Source organism: Nisaea sp., from assembly GCF_017640745.1.
Classification (GTDB): domain Bacteria; phylum Pseudomonadota; class Alphaproteobacteria; order Thalassobaculales; family Thalassobaculaceae; genus Nisaea.
In genome coordinates, this window is the sequence record NZ_JAEPQA010000019.1 from 21,026 (window position 1) to 39,109 (window position 18,084).

Annotated in this window: 16 protein-coding genes and 1 tRNA gene; 7 read left to right on the top strand and 10 right to left on the bottom strand. The window is 65.8% G+C overall.

Annotated elements, in window-relative coordinates:
• The first annotated feature begins 258 nt into the window (after positions 1 to 258).
• Entirely contained in the window at positions 259 to 855 is a 597-nt protein-coding gene (locus tag JJ959_RS14020) for a LysE family translocator (protein WP_292884583.1), read from the top strand.
• A 6-nt stretch (positions 856 to 861) separates the two neighbouring features.
• On the opposite strand, the gene JJ959_RS14025 is transcribed toward JJ959_RS14020, so the two are convergent.
• From JJ959_RS14025 to JJ959_RS14035, 3 genes are all read right to left on the bottom strand, one after another.
• Complete coding sequence (locus JJ959_RS14025; RefSeq protein WP_292884584.1) at positions 862 to 1,986, bottom strand: PA0069 family radical SAM protein; 1,125 nt, start codon at positions 1,984 to 1,986, stop codon at positions 862 to 864.
• A 62-nt stretch (positions 1,987 to 2,048) separates the two neighbouring features.
• Positions 2,049 to 2,258: a DUF4169 family protein gene (locus JJ959_RS14030; RefSeq protein ID WP_292884586.1), complete on the bottom strand. Its 210-nt coding sequence runs from the start codon at positions 2,256 to 2,258 to the stop codon at positions 2,049 to 2,051.
• 28 nt (positions 2,259 to 2,286) lie between these two features.
• A complete protein-coding gene (locus tag JJ959_RS14035) occupies positions 2,287 to 3,345 on the bottom strand; it encodes an aminoglycoside phosphotransferase family protein (protein ID WP_292884588.1) in 1,059 nt (352 codons plus the stop codon).
• Positions 3,346 to 3,455: 110 nt separating this feature from the next.
• On the opposite strand from JJ959_RS14035, the gene JJ959_RS14040 reads away from it, so the two are divergent.
• Complete coding sequence (locus tag JJ959_RS14040) at positions 3,456 to 4,250, top strand: TIGR04283 family arsenosugar biosynthesis glycosyltransferase (RefSeq protein WP_292884590.1); 795 nt, start codon at positions 3,456 to 3,458, stop codon at positions 4,248 to 4,250.
• Between the two features lie 4 nt (positions 4,251 to 4,254).
• On the top strand, positions 4,255 to 4,836 hold the full coding sequence (locus tag JJ959_RS14045) for a TIGR04282 family arsenosugar biosynthesis glycosyltransferase (RefSeq protein ID WP_292884592.1): 582 nt from the start codon (positions 4,255 to 4,257) through the stop codon (positions 4,834 to 4,836).
• A gap of 4 nt (positions 4,837 to 4,840) precedes the next feature.
• On the opposite strand, the gene moaB is transcribed toward JJ959_RS14045, so the two are convergent.
• From moaB to JJ959_RS14060, 3 genes are all read right to left on the bottom strand, one after another.
• A complete protein-coding gene (gene moaB / locus JJ959_RS14050; protein ID WP_292884594.1) occupies positions 4,841 to 5,392 on the bottom strand; it encodes a molybdenum cofactor biosynthesis protein B in 552 nt (183 codons plus the stop codon).
• The gene (locus JJ959_RS14055; protein WP_292884595.1) at positions 5,379 to 7,265 is read right to left on the bottom strand and encodes a lytic transglycosylase domain-containing protein; all 1,887 of its coding nucleotides are present in this window, start codon (positions 7,263 to 7,265) and stop codon (positions 5,379 to 5,381) included. The genes moaB and JJ959_RS14055 overlap by 14 nt, the downstream gene beginning before the upstream one ends.
• Positions 7,266 to 7,481: 216 nt before the next feature.
• Positions 7,482 to 8,333: a uracil-DNA glycosylase gene (locus JJ959_RS14060; protein WP_292884597.1), complete on the bottom strand. Its 852-nt coding sequence runs from the start codon at positions 8,331 to 8,333 to the stop codon at positions 7,482 to 7,484.
• A 111-nt stretch (positions 8,334 to 8,444) separates the two neighbouring features.
• Here JJ959_RS14060 and JJ959_RS14065 point away from each other — a divergent pair, with 111 nt between their 5' ends.
• From JJ959_RS14065 to JJ959_RS14075, 3 genes are all read left to right on the top strand, one after another.
• Entirely contained in the window at positions 8,445 to 10,079 is a 1,635-nt protein-coding gene (locus JJ959_RS14065) for an electron transfer flavoprotein-ubiquinone oxidoreductase (protein ID WP_292884599.1), read from the top strand.
• A gap of 92 nt (positions 10,080 to 10,171) precedes the next feature.
• Positions 10,172 to 11,866: a tetratricopeptide repeat protein gene (locus JJ959_RS14070; RefSeq protein WP_292884601.1), complete on the top strand. Its 1,695-nt coding sequence runs from the start codon at positions 10,172 to 10,174 to the stop codon at positions 11,864 to 11,866.
• The gene (locus JJ959_RS14075) at positions 11,859 to 12,734 is read left to right on the top strand and encodes a 4-(cytidine 5'-diphospho)-2-C-methyl-D-erythritol kinase (RefSeq protein WP_292884603.1); all 876 of its coding nucleotides are present in this window, start codon (positions 11,859 to 11,861) and stop codon (positions 12,732 to 12,734) included. Before JJ959_RS14070 ends, JJ959_RS14075 begins: the two co-directional genes overlap by 8 nt.
• A gap of 8 nt (positions 12,735 to 12,742) precedes the next feature.
• Here the strand turns inward: JJ959_RS14075 and JJ959_RS14080 are convergent, their stop codons facing one another.
• The 3 genes from JJ959_RS14080 to JJ959_RS14090 form a co-directional block, all read right to left on the bottom strand.
• The gene (locus JJ959_RS14080) at positions 12,743 to 15,034 is read right to left on the bottom strand and encodes a peptidoglycan-binding protein (RefSeq protein ID WP_292884605.1); all 2,292 of its coding nucleotides are present in this window, start codon (positions 15,032 to 15,034) and stop codon (positions 12,743 to 12,745) included.
• Between the two features lie 101 nt (positions 15,035 to 15,135).
• On the bottom strand, positions 15,136 to 15,960 hold the full coding sequence (locus tag JJ959_RS14085; RefSeq protein WP_292884607.1) for a hypothetical protein: 825 nt from the start codon (positions 15,958 to 15,960) through the stop codon (positions 15,136 to 15,138).
• A gap of 173 nt (positions 15,961 to 16,133) precedes the next feature.
• The gene (locus tag JJ959_RS14090; RefSeq protein ID WP_292884609.1) at positions 16,134 to 16,535 is read right to left on the bottom strand and encodes a hypothetical protein; all 402 of its coding nucleotides are present in this window, start codon (positions 16,533 to 16,535) and stop codon (positions 16,134 to 16,136) included.
• Positions 16,536 to 16,659: 124 nt separating this feature from the next.
• On the opposite strand from JJ959_RS14090, the gene JJ959_RS14095 reads away from it, so the two are divergent.
• Positions 16,660 to 16,734, top strand: a tRNA-Gln gene (locus JJ959_RS14095).
• 1 nt (position 16,735) lies between these two features.
• Here the strand turns inward: JJ959_RS14095 and JJ959_RS14100 are convergent.
• Positions 16,736 to 18,073 carry an adenylate/guanylate cyclase domain-containing protein gene (locus JJ959_RS14100; RefSeq protein WP_292884611.1) on the bottom strand — a complete coding sequence of 446 codons (1,338 nt, stop codon included), beginning with the start codon at positions 18,071 to 18,073 and terminating at the stop codon, positions 16,736 to 16,738.
• Positions 18,074 to 18,084 lie beyond the last annotated feature (11 nt).

The following is an 18,084-nucleotide window of genomic DNA, read 5'->3' on the forward strand; positions in this document are numbered from 1 at the left end:
CCTCAGATACAAAGTACCGGTTCGGAAGCTACCCGAATAACCCAGAAATTTCATTGGGTTGACCGGGTAGGCCATGGCCGGGACGGCCCGAGTTCGCCGCCGGTTCCGACCCAGACTTACATCAGGGTCTGCCTTGGCGCTACAAGTAGTTATACGCGGGGCGCTATCCCCGAAATATTGTATCGGTGACATGTTCCGGCTTGCGAGTCCCGCGGTCCATGGCGAGATAATCCGCAAGATTCCAACCGGGGCAGCGTCATGCTTGAAGACTGGATCGCCGGGTTCGCCATTTTCGCTCTGACCCTGAGCATCACACCCGGCCCGAACAACACCCTCTTCGCGACCTCCGGCGTCAATTTCGGCATTGCCCGGTCCGTTCCGCACATCCTCGGAGTCGCCATCGGTTTCCCGGTGATGATCGCCGCCGTCGCGCTCGGTCTCTGGTCGCTGCTCAGTACCGTGCCCGGGCTGCTCGATGCCCTGCGCTATGCCTCGATGGCTTTCCTCGTCTATCTCGCCTGGAAGATCGCCGGCGGCTCGACCAACAATCTCGGCAAGCCCGCGAGACCGATGCGGTTTCATGAGGCCGCCGCCTTCCAGTGGGTCAATCCGAAGGCCTGGCTGATCTCCGCCGGCGCCATCACGACCTTCGGCGGCGTGCTCGCGGACGGCTCCTCCGCGATCGCTTCGCGCCTGCCAATCATGTGCGTCCTGTTCTTCGCCGCGGTGATCATCTCCGGCTTCACCTGGGCCGGGATCGGCGCCGGGCTGTCCCGCTGGCTGCAGGGCACGCGGCTCCGCGTCGCGAATATCGCGCTCGCCCTGCTGCTGCTCTCCTCGCTCTTCCTGACCTGACGCCGGCTAGAGCAGGCTGAGCTGATCGCCCGCGCGCGACGGGACCTCGAACCGGTCGGTGCGGAGCGGCGGAAATTTCGACGCGAGCCCCGCCCGTTTCTTCGCCACCTCGAAGCGGCGATGGATCAGCGCGGCATAGGGGCCCGAGCCGCGCATGCGCTCCCCCCACTCCGCCCGGTAGAGCGCACCGCCGCGGGTCTGCCGGATGAGCGAATAGACCCGCTCCGCCCGGTCCGGGAAATGCTCCTCCAGCCACTCGCGGAACAGATCCTTGATCTCCAGCGGCAGCCTGAGAAGGATGTGGCCCATTCCGCGCGCACCGGCTTCCGCAGAGGCTTCGACCAGAGCCTCGATCTCGCCGTCATTGATCGCCGGAATGATCGGTGCCGCCAGTACATGCACCGGGATGCCTTCGGACCTCAGCGCATGGACCGCGTCGAGGCGGCGCGCCGGGGTCGCGGCCCGCGGTTCCATGATGCGGGCGAGATCGCGATCGAGCGTGGTGATGCTGAGCGCCACGGAAACGAGGCCGCGTGCCGCCATCGGCGCCAGGATATCGATGTCCCGGGTGACCAGAGCCGACTTTGTGACGATCGAGAGCGGATGGCCGAAATCCGAGAGCACCTGCAAGATCTCCCGGGTGATCCGCCGCTCCTTCTCGACCGGCTGGTAAGGGTCGGTATTGGTGCCGAGCGCCATCACCGCGGGCCGGTAGCCGGGCTTGCGCAGCGCCGCGTCCAGCAGCGCCGCCGCATCCGGCTTCGCCAGCAGCTTCGTCTCGAAGTCGAGACCGGGAGAATAACCGAGATAGGCATGGGTCGGCCGGGCGAAGCAGTAGATACAGCCATGCTCGCAGCCCCGATAGGGATTGATCGAGCGGTCGAACGGCACGTCGGGAGACTGGTTGCGGGCGATGATGGTGCGTGACGCATCCACCGCGACCTCCGTCTTCGGCCGCTTTTCGACGTCCCATCCGTCCGGCGAAGCACCGTGGAAGGGATTGTCGCCGGGCCAGCCGCCGATCACGCGCTCCCGGCGCTCGCGCTCGAACCTCCCGGTCGCGTTGGTTACCGCGCCCCGACCCTTCAGAGGGGAACGGGTCAGGACCTCGGGGTCCGCCGGCTCCGGCATAGTGAAATCGGTTTCGACCATGGACGGATGGTAGAGCCGAATAGAGAACAAAACAAGAACAATCAGGAATCCTCCGGCGGAACCTCCTTGTCCATCCGGTGTAGTTCAAGTCGTTCCAACTGCTGTTCCCGGCGCGCCGCATCCGCCGCGTCCCCGGCACGTTCCGCGCGGGTGCGGCCGAATTTCGACCGGTTTTCCTCGGCCTTCCTGGCATCCGCCTCGCGCGCCTTGCGCTTGCGGGCCTGACGCAGATTGACGATCTTGCCGCTCATCCGTTCCTCCGGAACCTGCCGCCGGACGTTAGTCCAGCACCAGCGGATCGGGCCCCTGCCACTCGCTTCGAACCCGCTCCATGGTCTCGCGCCGGGCCATCCGGCGCAAGCGCTCCAGAACCCCCTTGAGCATCCGGTCGCGCCTGCCGTCCCCGCCCTTCGAGACCTGCGCGACGTTTTCGGCATACCAGCGGCAGCCCCAGGTCGTGGTCCGGAGCCAGGTCAGGCGGCGGAACGGCAGCAGCCACGACTCCAAAGCGCGCGCGAGGGACGGCGGAACGGCCGTCCTGTAGGTGTCGTAGAAATCGATGATATCCGCGCGGCTCACCTCTCCCGTGACATCCGGATCCCAGGTCACCGAAGTGTGGAGCGAGGCATGCGCGAGGTCGATCGCCGGATTGCCGTACTGGGTCTTCTCCATGTCGACGAAGATCGCGCGCCCATCCTTCTGGACGACATAATTGCCCGGGTGGGTGTCCGTCAGGACGAGTGTCGGCGGCAATGGCGTCATGCCGTACTCCGCGGCGAAATCGCGGGCCCACTTGCGCTCTTCCTCAAGGATCGTCCGTGCGCCCCGGTCCTCGACCAGGGCCGGGATGAACTCCGCCTGCGCCTCGATCAATGCGACCAGCGCCTCGATCGGACGTACGGTCCGGGTCAGCGGCGCCATTTTTTCCGGAACCGGCAGGCGGTGTACGCTGGCGAGCGTCTCAGCGATCTGGGGCAGATCGCGCGGAAGCTGGGCCGGCTTGCCCTCAACCGCGTCCACGATGAGAGCACCGTTCGGCAGCCGCGGGCTCGGGTCGAGCTGGCCGTGGATTGCCGGGGTGTGGCGGCTTGGCGCGGCACGACGGAAACATTCGGCCTGCAGGGAAAGCGCTTCTTCCGGCGTCATGTCGCGCCCGGCATGGCGCGGCACTCGTACCAGCAACCGGTGTCCCTGCCAGGTTCTATCGCCGAGCAGAACGTGATCGTGCGTGAGACCACGTTCCGGCAGTTTGATCAGATCTTCGAGAGCAAGCCCATGGTAAGTCTTGAGCTTCATCAGCTCGGCATGGAGATTGCGAATGTCGAGATCGGTGGTCATGGCCGCAAGAACTCTGAAATGGTCTAATCTGGCGCACCGCTGACAGCAGGGGCGCCTCTCCCGGCATCTGTTAGCACAGCCGGTGAAGTAGCGGAAAAATAAGGTCGCTCTTGGTTAAGCGCGGGACATCGAAGAACGAGGATCTGTGGCGCATACCGCCGCCGGGCGCCTTCGGGCCGCTCGACGAGCATGGCCGGCGCCTCGGCGTTGCGGCGCCGGAGCTCTCGCTCAGCGTCGTCATCCCCTGCCTGAACGCGGAGGACGGTCTGCAGCGCACCCTGGACGCCCTTGGCAGTGCCGCTCGCTCGGGCTTTACGCCGGAGATCGTCGTGGTCGATGGAGGCTCGACCGATCGCACCAGGGAGATCGCGGAAGCGGCCGGCGCCCGCGTCATCGAGTGCGCGCCCGGACGCGGCACGCAGCTCGCCACCGGAGCACGGGCCGCGAAAGGCGACTGGCTTTTGTTTCTGCACGGGGACACCGCCCTCGAGCGCGGTTGGGCGGCCAGCGTGATGGTTTTCGCCAGCAACGATCGCAACCGCGAGCGGGCGGCGGTCTTCAGCTTCGCCCTCGACGACGAGAGCGCGGCCGCAAGATGGCTCGAGAAAGTCGTGCGCTGGCGCAACAGGTGGCTCGGCCTGCCCTACGGCGATCAGGGGCTGCTGATCCACCGGCGCTTCTACCGCCGTCTCGGCGGCTACAAGGAGATTCCCCTGATGGAGGATGTCGATCTGATCCGCCGGATTGGCCTCGCCCGCATTGCCCTGTTCGACATCCGCGCCGTGACGTCCGCCGAGCGCTATGTCCGCGGCGGCTATCTGCGGCGCATGCTCAGGAACTTCGTCTGTTTGACCCTGTTCTTCTGCCGCGTTCCTCCACGGCTGATCGCCCGGATCTACGGCTGAGCCGATGCCGCGGAAAACCCTGATCGTCTTCGCCAAGACACCGCGCGCCGGCCTGGTCAAAAGCCGGCTCGCCCGCGATATCGGGCGCCACGCAGCGACCCGATGGTATCGCGGAAACCTCTCCGCCACCCTGGGACGGCTCGGCCGCGGCCGGCGATGGGACTGCCGTATCTTCGGTACACCTCATCACGCCGCCCATTGGCCCTGGCCGCACCCCTGGCGCTTCCGGCATCAGGCGCCCGGCGATCTCGGACACCGGATGCTCCGCGCTCTACGCTCCTCCAGCGGGGGGCCCGTGGTGCTGATCGGCAGCGATATCCCGGGGATCGGGCCGGCCCATATCGCGGAGGCCTTCCGGAAGCTCGGGAGCAACGACGCGGTCTTCGGACCTTCGGCTGACGGGGGCTACTGGCTGGTCGGATTCTCTCCGCGCTATCGCAGCGATCCGTTCCGGCAGGTGCGCTGGTCGACGGAGCATGCCCTCGCGGACACACTCAGGGGATTCGGTCCGGGACACCGGATCGGGTTCGTCGCTGAACTGAGGGACGTGGATACGGGTGCCGACCTTGCGGCACCCGGGACCTGACCTGTCAGGCGGAGCGGCCGTAAAGCTCGTGCTCGCGCAGGCGCGGCATGATCTCGACGAAATTGCAGGGGCGGAAGCGGATATCGAGCTGGTTGGCGAGGATCTCGTCCCAGGCATCCTTGCAGGCCCCGGTCGAACCCGGCAGGGCGAAGAGATAGGTGCCGCGCGCCACGCCGGCGATCGCCCGCGACTGGATCGTCGAGGTACCGATCTTCGGATAGCTTATCCAGCGGAAAAGCTCGCCGAAGCCCTCGATCTCCTTCTCGAAGACCGAGCGGAACGCCTCTGGCGTCACGTCGCGCCCGGTGAGCCCGGTGCCGCCTGTGGAGAGCACGACGTCGATGCCGTCATCCTCGATCCAGGTTTTCAGCTGAGCGGTGATCGCGGGGACATCGTCTGTCACGATCTTGCGGTCCGCGAGAATGTGACCCGCGCCTGTCAGACGCTCGACCAGCGTGTCGCCGGAGCGGTCCGTTTCCAGTGTCCGCGTGTCGGAAACGGTCAGAACGGCAATGTGAACGGGTACGAAAGGACGGGACTCGTCAATTCCTGGCATGTTTCGGGTCGCCCGGCTGCTCTGAGAGATCGATTGACTCATAGCGCGGCCAGGACCCGGCGGCAATGTGATCCAGCGACGGAGCGGGCTGGCCGAGACGCAGCCGGTACATCCAGAGATTGGTCAGCACCCGCTCGATGAATTCGCGGGTTTCATGACGCGGAATCGACTCGATGAAGAGCAGCGGATCCTGCTTGAAGTCGACATCCTTGGTCCATTTCCGCAGCGTCCCCGGGCCGGCATTGTAGGCGGCGAGGAGCTGGAACAGGCCTTCGTTCACGCTGTCCTGCTTAAGCAGGTGGCCGACATATTCCTGGCCAAGCTTGAGATTGAGGTTCGGATCCATCAGCGCCTTGCGGCCGTCGCGGCTGCGGAAGCTGTGGTCGCCCGCAACCCAGGCCGCGGTCCGCGGCATGATCTGCATTACGCCGATGGCCCCGCGCCCGCTGCGCGCATTGGCATTGAACTTCGATTCCTGCCGGGCGATGGCGTAGATCAGCGCCTTGTCGATCCCGGCGATCGAGTCGAGCTGCCAGTCCGGAAGCGGGTAGAAGGCCGCGTAATAGGGCCGGTCGCCGCGTGCCCGGAGGATTCCGGCGATCCGCATGGCGAGGCCCGGCATGCCGTTGCCGGCGGCGACGGTCATGATTGCCCCGTGCATGTAATCCGGCATGTTCGGATAGAGACGGCGGAGCTCCTTTTCCGCGAGGTCCATGCGGCCGACCTGCATCAGGGCGAAGGTGCGGCGACCGCCGGGCGCACCGAGGAGCGCTTCCTTGGTATCCTCATTGAGTTCGGGCAGGGTCCAGTCCAGCGGCATATCGATGCCGAGCGCACGCCGCGCCAGAAGCCCGTAGAACGTCGCCGAATGGGTCGCGGCCTGAGCCAGCCAGAGAGTCGCCTGACGCGGCCGCCGCTCGGCGAGATGCGCGCGCGACGCCCAGTAGGCACCCGCGGCCTTTACCCAGCGGGAGACGTCCGGTGCCCGCGCCAGCGACTCGAAATGCCCGGACGCGGCGTCGTAATCGCCCTGACGCCAATAGGCGAGGCCGGCCGTCCAGTGCGCTGTCGGGATCAGGTCGCCGGAAAGCTCCAGGCTCTCCTTCGCATACCGGATCGCCTTCTCGTCCACATTGAAGACGAAATAGCCATGCGCGATCTCGGCCAGCGCGTGAGCCCGATCCGTCTTGTCGAGGCCTTTTCCGGCCTTGGAATTCAGATACTTGACGCCGCCGGTCGGATAACCCTGGCGAACAAACCTGCGAATCTCGCGGATCACGCTGCGCCCGTGACGGGACACCGTCGGCCCCTTGCGGCTCAGGTGCTGTTGCGGCTCGACCGCACCGTTAACCTGGGAGGCGCCGCTGCCGGTCAGGTACCCCTTCTCGGGACGTGCCGGCGGCTTCCAGTTTCCGGGTTTCCGGCGAAGTGCCAAGCGATAGACCTTGCGGGCGCCCGGATGGTCGGCGTAGGCCGCCATCCAGTCCTTAAGTTCCTTGTATTTGGAACGATAGGCAGTCGGGTGCATGTAACGCTGATAGAGCACGTGGCCCATCAGGATCTCGTCGTCCAACTCGGCGATCAGCTTATCCGCGGCACGCCATTTTCCGGCGTCCTGCAGTTCGAATATTTTCCGATAACGGGCGACGTCTTCGTCGCCGATCACCTCGAATCGGATCTGCGGCGCGACCGATTCGGACTCAAGAACGTCGTAGGATGATGCTCGCGGCGGAATCGCATCGTTGCGGGCGGCGGCGTGAGCCGGCCCGTAGACGATTGATATCCCCGTGGCCAGACCCAGGATCGCGGCTGCGAAAACCCGGATCGCGAGCCACCCCCGGCGGGGCGGAGTCGGTTTTTCACCTCTCATCATGACCACGCTAAGTAGGGCAAGAAGAAGGCAATCTCAAGCAGCGATTTCGGGTACCTGCATCCCGCCAATAGCCACAACTACTTAAGTTTGGATTTTGATGTAAAGACTTAATACAAGGTAATACTTTTCGTCTTTTCAATGTGTTAGATGGTACAACTATCATGGTTAACGGATCGGGGGAATTCTCGCCAATTTAAGCGAAAACATTTCCGTAAATTACTGAATAATTTGCTTTATTGCCAGCAGATCGCGCCATGCGAGGGCCTTCTGACCGGAGGATCGGAGCAGAAAGGCGGGATGAAAAAGCGGGATTGCCGGAATGGGTCCGTCGAGCCCCGCACCGGCATATTCGAACTGCCGGCCGCGTAGCCGCATGATGCCCTGACGCTGGTCGAGAAGCGTTTTTGCCGAAGTCCCCCCGACCGGAACCAGAACGCGCGGACGGACCAGTTCGATGTGGCGCCGGATGAACGGCAGACAAGTTGCGATTTCGGCCGGTGTCGGCTCGCGGTTTCCGGGCGGGCGCCAGGGCAGGATATTGGTGATGTAGGCGTTTTTCTCGCGATCGAGGCCGATCGACTGCATCATCCGGTCCAGCAAGCGTCCACTCGCGCCGACGAAGGGGCGCCCCTGACGGTCCTCGTCCGCGCCGGGCGCCTCCCCGATGAACATTACATCCGGCCGTTCCACGCCTTCGCCAAAGACGAGATTTGTCGCCGTGACCTTGAGCGGAAAACCCTCGAGGGCGTCAAGCGCGGCGCGCAGCTCTTCGAGGGTTTGCGCCGCCGAGGCAAGAGCGCGGGCAGCACTGTCCGACGGCGGCTCCGCAGCGGCCGGCGGACGCCGGGGAGCCGCTTCGACAGCGGGTCGCGCCATTTGTTTCGGAGTCGTAACGGGCGCTGGTGCAGCGTCTGCGGGTAACTGTGCCGGACCCGGCACAGAGGCCGCAGCGGCGGCGGCAAACCAGTCCACCGGCTCTTCCCCGATAGCCTCGTCGGCGCCGAGTTCGACGTACCATTGAAGCAGCGCTTCGGGGTCCGGTTGGGTCTCGTCCAGCGAAAGGCTCACGCGTTCCTCGTCTCTCATTCGTCGCACAGGCCCATTCGCGTCGCTTGTCGACGCCGGGGAGCTGTGCCAAGTAAGACACTAACCTGTGTAAGAAACGATTTGGAGAGGTTCATGGAACGCGAGTCGATGGAATACGACGTCGTCATCGTCGGGGCCGGTCCTGCCGGCCTATCGGCCGCGATCCGGTTGCGCCAGCTTTCGGAGCAGCATGGCCAGGATCTGAGCGTCTGTGTCATCGAGAAGGGCTCCGAGGTCGGCGCCCATATCCTGTCCGGCGCGGTGATGGAGCCGCGGGCGATGGCCGAGCTCTTCCCGGACTGGAAGGAACGCGGCGCGCCGCTGAACACGCCGGTGACCCAGGACCGTTTCATGTACCTGACCCGCAATGGCGGGTATCAGCTGCCCTGCCCGCCGCAGATGAACAATCACGGCAATTACATCATCAGCCTCGGCAATGTCTGCCGTTGGCTCGCCGAGCAGGCCGAGGGTATGGGCGTCGAGATCTATCCGGGCTTCGCTGCCGCCGAGGTGCTCTATGACGAGAACGGCGCCGTCCGCGGCGTCGCGACCGGAGATATGGGTATCGGCAAGGATGGCGAGCAGACCGCCAACTATACGCAAGGCATCGAGCTGCACGCCAAGCAGACCCTGTTCGCCGAGGGCGTGCGCGGCTCCCTGACCAAGACCCTCTTCGAGCGCTTCAATCTGCGCGACGGCGTCGACCCGCAGACCTACGGGATCGGCATCAAGGAGCTCTGGGAAGTCGATCCGGCCGTGCATCAGGAGGGCCTCGTCGTCCATACGGTCGGCTGGCCGATCGACGGCGGCACCTATGGCGGCTCCTTCCTCTATCACCTGGAAAACAACCAGGTGGCGGTCGGCTACGTGATCGGGCTCGATTACGAGAACCCGCATCTCAGTCCGTTCGAGGAATTCCAGCGCTACAAGACGCACCCGAAGATCCGCCCGTTCTTCGAGGGCGGCCGGCGTATCTCCTACGGCGCGCGGGCGATCAACGAGGGCGGGTTCCAGTCGATCCCGAAGATCACCTTCCCCGGCGGTGCCATCCTCGGCTGTTCGGCCGGGTTCCTGAACGTGCCGAAGATCAAGGGCTCGCACACGGCGATGAAGTCCGGCATGACCGCCGCCGAAGCCCTGTTCGACGCCATGAAGGACGGCGCAGGCGCCGGGCTCGAGATCACCGATTACCGCGCCCGGATGGAGAAGAGCTGGGTCTGGGACGAGCTCAAGGCGGTGCGCAACATCCGCCCGGGCTTCAAGGCCGGCTTCCTGATGGGCATGGCCAATGCGGGCTTCGAGACCCTGTTCAAGGGCAAGAGCCCCTGGACCCTGCATCACCACCACGACCACGAATGCCTGAAGCCGGCGGATCACTGCGAGAAGATCGCCTATCCGAAGCCGGACGGAAAGGTCAGCTTCGACCGCCTGTCCTCGGTCTTCCTCTCCAACACCAACCATGAGGAAAACCAGCCGGCGCACCTGACCCTGAAGGATCCGTCGGTTCCGGTGGAGCATAATCTCGCGCTCTATGACGCACCGGAGCAGCGCTATTGCCCTGCCGGCGTCTACGAGATTGTCCGCGACGACGACGGCAGCAATCCGCGCCTGCAGATCAACGCGCAGAACTGTGTCCACTGCAAGACCTGCGACATCAAGGATCCGACCCAGAATATCAACTGGGTGGTTCCCGAAGGCGGAGGCGGACCTAACTATCCGAACATGTAAACCGATTGACGCCTGAGGCCTTATCGCCAGATCGCCGGAAACGAGAGGGTAGAATCATGACTGCACGAGGACCGCGTAACGGAGGCCTCGCAGTGGCATTCCTTGCGGCCGTGACGCTGTCTTCCTGCGCCGCGACCGGTCCGGCGGTCGATCTTCCCGAGATCCCGCAGCGCGATACGGTCTCCGGAGACTATCTCAAGGCCCTGCACGCCTATCGAAGCAGCGATCTCGGCGCCGCAGCGCGGAATTTCGGTGCCGTGCTGGCGGCCGATCCTGGCAATCCAGGCCTCACCCAGCGCACTTTTCTCGCCCGCATTTCCGACGGGCGAACCGCAGATGCGCTGGATATGGCGTCCGATCTGGTCGCGCAGCAGAATGGCTATGCTTTCGGCCGGCTCGTGCTCGCCCTCGCCGCCCTGAAAGAAGGGGATTACGCCGCGGCCCGCGGACAACTCGAGGCCCTCGAAGAGTCGCGCCTGACGCAGATCCTGCGTCCGCTGCTGCTTGCCTGGGTCGAAGCCGGAAGCGGGAACTGGGGGGCGACCGAGAAACATCTGGACGCGATCCGCAAACAGGGAGGGTTCGCCCTCCTGGCGGATCTCCATGCCGGGTACATCGCGAGCCTCAAGGGGGATTTCGAGGCTCTCGACAAATCGTTCCGCTCCGCGCTTTCCGCGCTCGACCGGCCGCCGGCACGGCTACGTATCGGCGCCGCGCTGCATTACGCCAAGGCCGGTCACGGGTCGGCGGCGCGCGAGATCCTAGCCGGCGGCGATCTGACCGATCAGAACAGGGACGCGCTCGACGCCGCACTGGCGGCCGCAGAGGCCGGCCGGCCGGCCAAGGGTCTCGTCTCTTCGGCAACGGACGGCGTCGCCGAGGCCATGTTCGACATCGCGAGCGCCCTGCAACGTGACCGCGGCAGCGAAATCGCGCTGATCTATGCCCAGCTCGCGCTCTACATGCGGCCCGACTTTCCACTCGCCCGCCTGCTGGTCGGGGAGATTCTCGACGACCGCGACCGCCACGCGGACGCGCTGGCGATCTACCGGGGGATCGGGCGGGATTCGATCTATCACATGATGGCGGGGCTCAGGACCGCGGCGGCACTCGATGCCGAGGACGATAGGGCCGGCGCTCTCTCCGTGCTCCGCGACCTCGCCCGGACCTATCCGGACAATGGAACGGTGCTGGTCCGCCTCGCGGACACGCTACGGTCGGACGAAGCCTGGGAAGAAGCGATCGCGGCCTACGATGCAGCCTTCGAAAAGCTCGGCGCGGCCGCCAACGATGACTGGACATTGTTCTATACCCGCGGCATCGCGCTCGAACGGGCCAAGCGATGGGAGCGGGCCGAGGCGGATTTCCTGAAAGCGCTCGAGCTCTCGCCGGAACAGCCCTACGTCATGAACTATCTCGGTTATTCCTGGGTCGAGCAGGGCGTCAACCTCAAGGAGGCGCAATCCCTGATCGAACGTGCCGTCCGGCAGCGGCCGAACGACGGTTACATCGTCGACAGTCTCGGCTGGGTGCTCTACCGCACAGGACAGCACCGGGAGGCCGTTACCCATCTCGAACGGGCGGTGCAGCTCCGGCCGGGCGACGCGGTGATCAACGATCACCTCGGCGACGCCTATTGGCGGGTCGGCCGCCGCCTGGAGGCGACCTATCAGTGGCGCCGGTCGCTGGAGATGAACCCCGAACCCGATCTGGCTTCGGAGATCGAGCGCAAACTCCGCGAGGGCCTGGTCACGGACGATGCGCCGGCCGCGCCCGGAAATGGCTGACATCGGCACGCGGGTTCTGCTCGCACCGGCAAAGATCAATCTCGGACTTCGTATCCTGGGCCGTCGGCCCGACGGCTATCACGAGCTCGTCAGCCTCGTTGCCTTCGCCGATCTGCATGACCGCATCACGGTGTCCGCTGCCACGGGTGAAGAAGACGGGCTGACTGTGGCCGGGACGTTCGTCCGCGCGCTCGACAGCGACAATCTGATTTTGCGGGCGATTTCCGGCTTTCGCGGGATCGAACCGGGCCTCCCCGCGCTGCGGATCCATCTGGAAAAGTCGATCCCCGTGGCCGCCGGGCTTGGCGGCGGCTCGGCGGATGCTGCGGCAATGCTGCGCTTTCTCGCGGGACTTTCCGGACGGGACCCGATGGAGAATGACATCCGGCGCCTCGCGGCCTCACTCGGCGCCGATGTGCCGGTCTGCCTCGACCCCCGCAGCCGGATCATGCGGGGCACCGGCATAGACCTCGATGCACCGGCGGACGACTTCGCACCGCAGCCGGTTCTGCTCGTCAATCCCGGTGTCCCCGTGCCGACCGGCGCCGTCTTCGGCGCCCTGGATGCCGGGCCGGTTCCGGCAGACACGGCAAAGGCCGAAACCGGTCCGCTCGATCGGAACGACCTGGAAGCCCCCGCTTGCCGTATCGCGCCGGAGATCACAGACGTCCTGACATTCCTCAGAGAGCTCCCGGGCGTTGCGGCCGCCCGACTGTCCGGTAGCGGCGCGACCTGTTTCGCCCTGTTCGAGACCGAGGCCGGGCGCGATCAGGCAACCCGCCGCGCCGAAGCGGCACATCCCGACTGGTGGCTGCATGCCGGCATGCTTCGGAACTGGGCGGCGGACGAGCTGGATCTTCCGGCCTGACGCGGTCCTCAGGGCGTCGCGGCCTTCAGGCGCTTCAGGAGTTCCGGGCTGGCTTCGCCCGTTTGCGGAATGCCGGCGGTTTTCTGGAAGGTCCGGATGGCGTTGCGTGTTTTCGGTCCCATCAGCCCGTCGAGGCGACCGTCATAGATTCCGAGACGGGTGAGTTCACCCTGGACTTCCGCGACCAGACTGGCCGGGGTGGTGGTGACGATCTGGATGCCGTCAGCGCCGCCGAGCGGCGTCTCCATTTCCGATGCGACGTCCCCGCTTCCTGCCAGAAGTTCGATCGCGCGCTCGTCTCCGGCTCCGGCGGCGGCGCGATATAGATCCAGGGCGGCGGCCTTGTCCTGCGCGACCCCGAGACCCTCGTCCGTCATCACCGCGAGATTGTAGAGGGCCCGGGCCAGTCCCTGGTTCGCCGCGGCGCGGAACCAGCGGGCCGCTTCCTCGAAATTGAGCGGAATGCCGCGGCCTTCGGCGTACATGACGCCGAGATTGTACTGCGCGTTCGGATGACCCTGTTCGGCGGCGCTGTGATACCAGAGCAGCGCCCGCACATCGTCCTTGCGGACGCCCTGACCGGTCTCGTAGAGCACGGCGAGATTGTATTGCGCGCTCGCGAGCCCCTGGATCGCCGCTTCCCGCAACAGCTCCGCCGCGCGCGCCGGATCCTTCGGACCGTTCTTGCCCGCGAGATAGCCGATCGCAAGGTCGTGCTGCGCGGTCGCATCGCCCGCTTCGGCCCGTGCCGCCAGTTCGTCACGCGCCGACCCGGAGGCGCCGGCGTCTTTCGGCGGCAATGCGGCAACCTGATCGCCACCTGCAGCCGCGCCCGGAGAGGCGGGCAGAGCCGGTGCCGGCGGCGGCGCCACTTCGGTCACCGACTTCGCGGGGGCGGCTTCGGGAACCGGAACCGGCTGCGATTCTTGCGGTTTGGGTGCGATCTCGACTGGGGCGGGGGCTGGCGGCTGCGGTGCCGGCTCCGCGTTCGCCGTTGAAGGCTCAGTGGTCGTCGACGGCGCTTCCGCAGCAACCGGCGGGACCGTCTCGGCCGGAGCCGGTCGGGTTTCCTCACGACCGGACACGGCATCAGATGGCGGGGTGGCAGGTTCGGGCCGGGGCTCCGAAGGCACGGGCGTACTGGCCGCGTCAGCCGGCGTCTCTTCCGTTGCCCGGGCACGATCAGGGGCTTGTTCCGGCTGTTCGGCTTTGTCGCCACCGAACAACGCGGTCTTGGCCTGGTTCAGGATCGGATCCAGCTTCGCCGAGAGCGTCTCCACGATATGAGAGGCTCCGATCGCCACTGTGGTGATCGTGGGACGGACATTACGCTCGATCCCGGCCCGCACATGGCCAAGGCCGACATGATCCGCCGCGGCGTAAAGACCAGCTGCGGCGAGGATCAGGATGGCGGCAGCCGATAGTGCAAGAGTCCGGCGGATCGACCGGCGTGGACGTTCCGGGGAGCGGACGGTCTCTTCGGCGGCAGCACCCGGGTGGGATTCATAGCCGCTCTTCTGCACGCCGCGGAACGCCATCGGCAATTCGAGCGGTTCGGCCGGAGCCGGAGCGCGGGACGGCGGCTCGAGATCGAACTCCGTCGGCCCCAGGTCTCCGGTCGGCGGCGGCGGATCGGTGTCCACCGCGTCGACGGCGCCCGCAAGGGCCCGGAGCCGCCGGTCGATTTCCCGGGCCCTGTCGGAACCCGCGCTCGCCTCGCCGGTCACCAGGGGCATGTCGAAACTGTCTATGGCCGGGTCCAGATCGTGGATCGGAGGCAGCGGGAAACCGAGTTCCGGCGCGGCGGCCTCGGCGGGCCAGGACGCTTCCTCCTCTGGCAACGGCGGGGCCTCGGGGCCGAAATCGTCGTCATAGTCAGGCTCCGGCTCCGTCGCCGGCTCCGCGTCCGGAACGGGGCCGATACGGGGCTGCGCCTGGGCATTGCGTTCCAATGCCACCATGCGCTCGGCAAGATCCAGCAGCGCCAGACCCATCGGGCGCAGAGCATTGTCCAGCCTGCTGGAGGACGCATCCAGTTCGTCGTCGACGATATCGAGCAGGATGTCGGCGCTTGCCCTGCTGATCTCCGCCGGTCCGGGTTCCGGGAGTGCCTCCGGAACGCTCGCCGCCGGCTCGGAGTCCGGACGGTCGTCCCGGGGACGCTGGCCTCCATGCACCCGGATGGCGTGATCGATCCAGGCTCCGATCGTCTGCTCTTCCCGATCCGCCGCCGCGCGCGCGATATCGCGGACATCTTCCTCGATACCCTTCACGCTCCATGTTGTCGGCTTCCGGACCACCGGCACTCCTGGGTTGATCGGCTAGGCTAGAGAGTAGTGGTCGGGTCGATACCGCCTAACCCTCAGCTTTCGTTCAATTTATACAGAATCGAACGGTAGCGCTACCCGCGACGGAAAAGACGCGAAAAGAAACCGCGTCCGGAGCCCTGGCCCGGCAGAACCAGGCGCTCGACACGGCCCAGACGCTCGGAGAGCCGCATGACGGCGCGTTCGATTGGCGCGGTGGAGAAAGACGCCTCCTGCGATGCCGGCAACGCGGCGGCCGGGCGTGCATTCAGTTGATCGACTTCCGCCGTCAGAGCCTCGATCTTGCTCAACAAGGGCTCGAAGCGCGCGAGGGTTCTGTCCTCCGCCGCGTCAACCTTGGCTCTGAGTTCCCGCAACTGAGACTCCAGGGTTTCCACCCTCTTGGCCAGCGCAGCACCTTCGGCCTCGGACATTCCGGGCGCTGCAGGCACTGCCGCAGGCGCCGGAACCGGGTGCTGCATCTGCGGGACCGGCGGCGGATATCCGGAATTGGCCGGCATCGGCGGCTGAACCGGTGCTGGCGGAGGCGCATGCTGGGCACCACGGAATTGCCAGGGATAGCCGGCAGAGGCCGTGGCGACCATGCCGCGGTCGATCGCCTCTTCGGCAACGCTCCATTGCCCCCGTCCGAAAGCGAAGCGCGGATCGACCCGGCCGCTGCGATGACGCTCGCGCGGTCCGTCATGATCTCGTTCGGCCGGGGAGGCATTATGCTCCCGGGCCGGCTCCGGCTCGGCCGCCGCCTGCTTATCCTCTGCCGGTTTGTCGCTTGCCGCGTGTCGGATCTGTTCGCTCAGCCAGACACCGATCGGCATACCCGCCTTGCGCGCCGCGATCTTGGCCGCTTCGCGGTCTTCGGCAGAGATGCCTTTCACACTCCACGGAGATTTGCCTGACACCCGACAACCCGCCTTTGGCTTGTTTCAAGGGTCGCGCCGCTATAACGGCGGCCGATGCGCTGAAAAATACCAAAGGTTACCCGGTAGCGCAATGATTTCTGCGACTTTAAGGGGATATGGCGCACCCGATATGACCGGGTAGAAAACGGTCTCAGGTAGTGGGAAGTGCCAGTCTACCAACCGTCGAGACGGCGCTGCTCCGGGATCTGTGCCGCGGGTTCCGGATTTTCGGCTGTAGCCTCTTCGAGCCGGGTCAGACGGCGGGCCATCCGCTCGATGATGTCCTGCAGCGGTCCGACCACATGGGCGACCTGCTCCTCGGCCGCATAGATCCGCTCGCGCACGGCGGCGCGCAGGGCCTCTTCATCCTCCGGACTGGCGACGACCGGTCCGCCGCTTACGCGCCCGGCCGGGCGCGGTTCCGACGCAGCACCCGGCTCCGGGCCGACATCGCGGATCGCGCGGCTCACCCATTCGCCGATCGTTATGCCCTGCTGCGCGGCCGCCTTCTTCGCGATCTCGCGCGCCTCGGGCGACACGCCTTTCAGGCTCCAGGGCAGCACCGATTTGGCCATGTCCGTCTTCAACCTCGAAAAGCCAAAGGATCTGAAGAGTCTAACCGCTCGTCCCGCGGATGTTAAGGGTGCGGTGTCGAAGCGGTTGCAAGCAATCCGCTTTCTGACTATGTTCCCGCGCGATTGGGGCGTAGCCAAGCGGTAAGGCAGCGGTTTTTGGTACCGCCATGCGCAGGTTCGAATCCTGCCGCCCCAGCCACTCAGCCCTCCCTGATTTCATAGATCTCGACAGAACCGCCGGTTCCCTCCACGGCCTGCTCGCCGATTGCCGAAAGACCCGGCAGATCCGCGGCTTCCGCGGCCAGTGCCCGGGTCGCGCCGTCGCAGAGGGCCCGGACGCCAAGCGCCTTCGTGTGTTTCTCCAGCTTGGCCGCCCGGTTCACCGCATCGCCGATTACCGTGTATTCCAGCCGCTCGGCATCGCCGACAGCGCCGAAAACGACGCGGCCGCTGGCAGCGGCCATGCAGATCCTGAGCATGCCCGGCGCCAGAATCTCCCCATCCGGTGTCCAGTCCCGGGTCGCAGCGAGCAGGTCCCGCATCGCCCGGAGCGCGTTTGCCGCATGCTCCGGGTCCGGCTCCGCCGCGCCGAAAGTCGCCAGCACCCCGTCGCCGAGAAACTTGTCAATGCTGCCGCGATGACGCCGCAGCACCGGGCCGACCAGGGCCTGATACTCGGCCAGGATCCGCAACACCTGCTGCGGCTCCAAACGAGCGCTCAGCGCCGTGAAGCCGCGGATATCGACATAGAGGATGGTCGCCTCGCGGTGCTCCCCGCTGCCGGCCGACAGCTCGGCCTCCGCATGCGTGATCTTGCGCGCCACCTCGGGCGCAAAGAAGCGCGAGAGATCGCGGGCCGCCGTACCTTCCGCAACCGCGCGCACCAGCAGGCGGCGGCCGCGATGGATCGCCACCGCAAGGATCGCGGTGACCATCAGGATCGAGATCACCTTGTCGAATTCCGCGCCGATCAGGACCGCGTTTGAGGTCAGGTAATCGACATAATCGCGCGTGATCATCGGGTCGGTAGGATCGACCACCATCGCATAGGCGACCAGCGCCAGCCAGCCGAGCGCCGCGCCGATGCCGGCGAGCAGGACATAGCCGACCTCCAGGCGGAACGAGCGCAGCGCAATGAAAATGAACACATAGAGGATTGTCGGCGCCTTCAGATAGAACGAGGCCGGCTGCTCGTACTGCAGGTGAAAGCTCCAGATCGTCACCATCAGCAACACGATGTCGCCGATCACCGAAAGAGCGAGAAACCAGGGCGGCAGAAGCCTACGGTAGGAGAGGACAAGGCGCAGGACCGTGAAGCCGAAATAGGCGCTCAAGACCCAGGGGATCGGCTCGAACCGGGCCGTTTCGGCAAAGGTCTTCGGAGACAGCGTGTAGAGCACCGCCCAGATCGAGACGACCGTCAACTGGACCCAGCCGATCAGGATCTCGTTCTGCGCCTCCTGCTCACGGATCGCCGCCTCGACACGGCTCGGCAGGCGTCCGGTGTCCTGTTTCCTCTTTCCGGTGCTCTCCGCCATCCCCGCCTTGC

Bases quoted from the DNA above. Each gene is read 5' to 3' on its own strand.
- JJ959_RS14065 (WP_292884599.1), top strand. From the start codon at position 8,445: ATGGAACGCGAGTCGATGGAATACGACGTCGTCATCGTCGGGGCCGGT.
- JJ959_RS14020 (WP_292884583.1), top strand. From the start codon at position 259: ATGCTTGAAGACTGGATCGCCGGGTTCGCCATTTTCGCTCTGACCCTG.
- JJ959_RS14025 (WP_292884584.1), bottom strand. From the start codon at position 1,986: ATGCCGGAGCCGGCGGACCCCGAGGTCCTGACCCGTTCCCCTCTGAAG.
- JJ959_RS14030 (WP_292884586.1), bottom strand. From the start codon at position 2,258: ATGAGCGGCAAGATCGTCAATCTGCGTCAGGCCCGCAAGCGCAAGGCG.
- JJ959_RS14090 (WP_292884609.1), bottom strand. From the start codon at position 16,535: ATGGCCAAATCGGTGCTGCCCTGGAGCCTGAAAGGCGTGTCGCCCGAG.
- JJ959_RS14055 (WP_292884595.1), bottom strand. From the start codon at position 7,265: ATGATGAGAGGTGAAAAACCGACTCCGCCCCGCCGGGGGTGGCTCGCG.
- JJ959_RS14100 (WP_292884611.1), bottom strand. From the start codon at position 18,073: ATGGCGGAGAGCACCGGAAAGAGGAAACAGGACACCGGACGCCTGCCG.
- JJ959_RS14075 (WP_292884603.1), top strand. From the start codon at position 11,859: ATGGCTGACATCGGCACGCGGGTTCTGCTCGCACCGGCAAAGATCAAT.
- JJ959_RS14045 (WP_292884592.1), top strand. From the start codon at position 4,255: ATGCCGCGGAAAACCCTGATCGTCTTCGCCAAGACACCGCGCGCCGGC.
- moaB (WP_292884594.1), bottom strand. From the start codon at position 5,392: ATGCCAGGAATTGACGAGTCCCGTCCTTTCGTACCCGTTCACATTGCC.
- JJ959_RS14035 (WP_292884588.1), bottom strand. From the start codon at position 3,345: ATGACCACCGATCTCGACATTCGCAATCTCCATGCCGAGCTGATGAAG.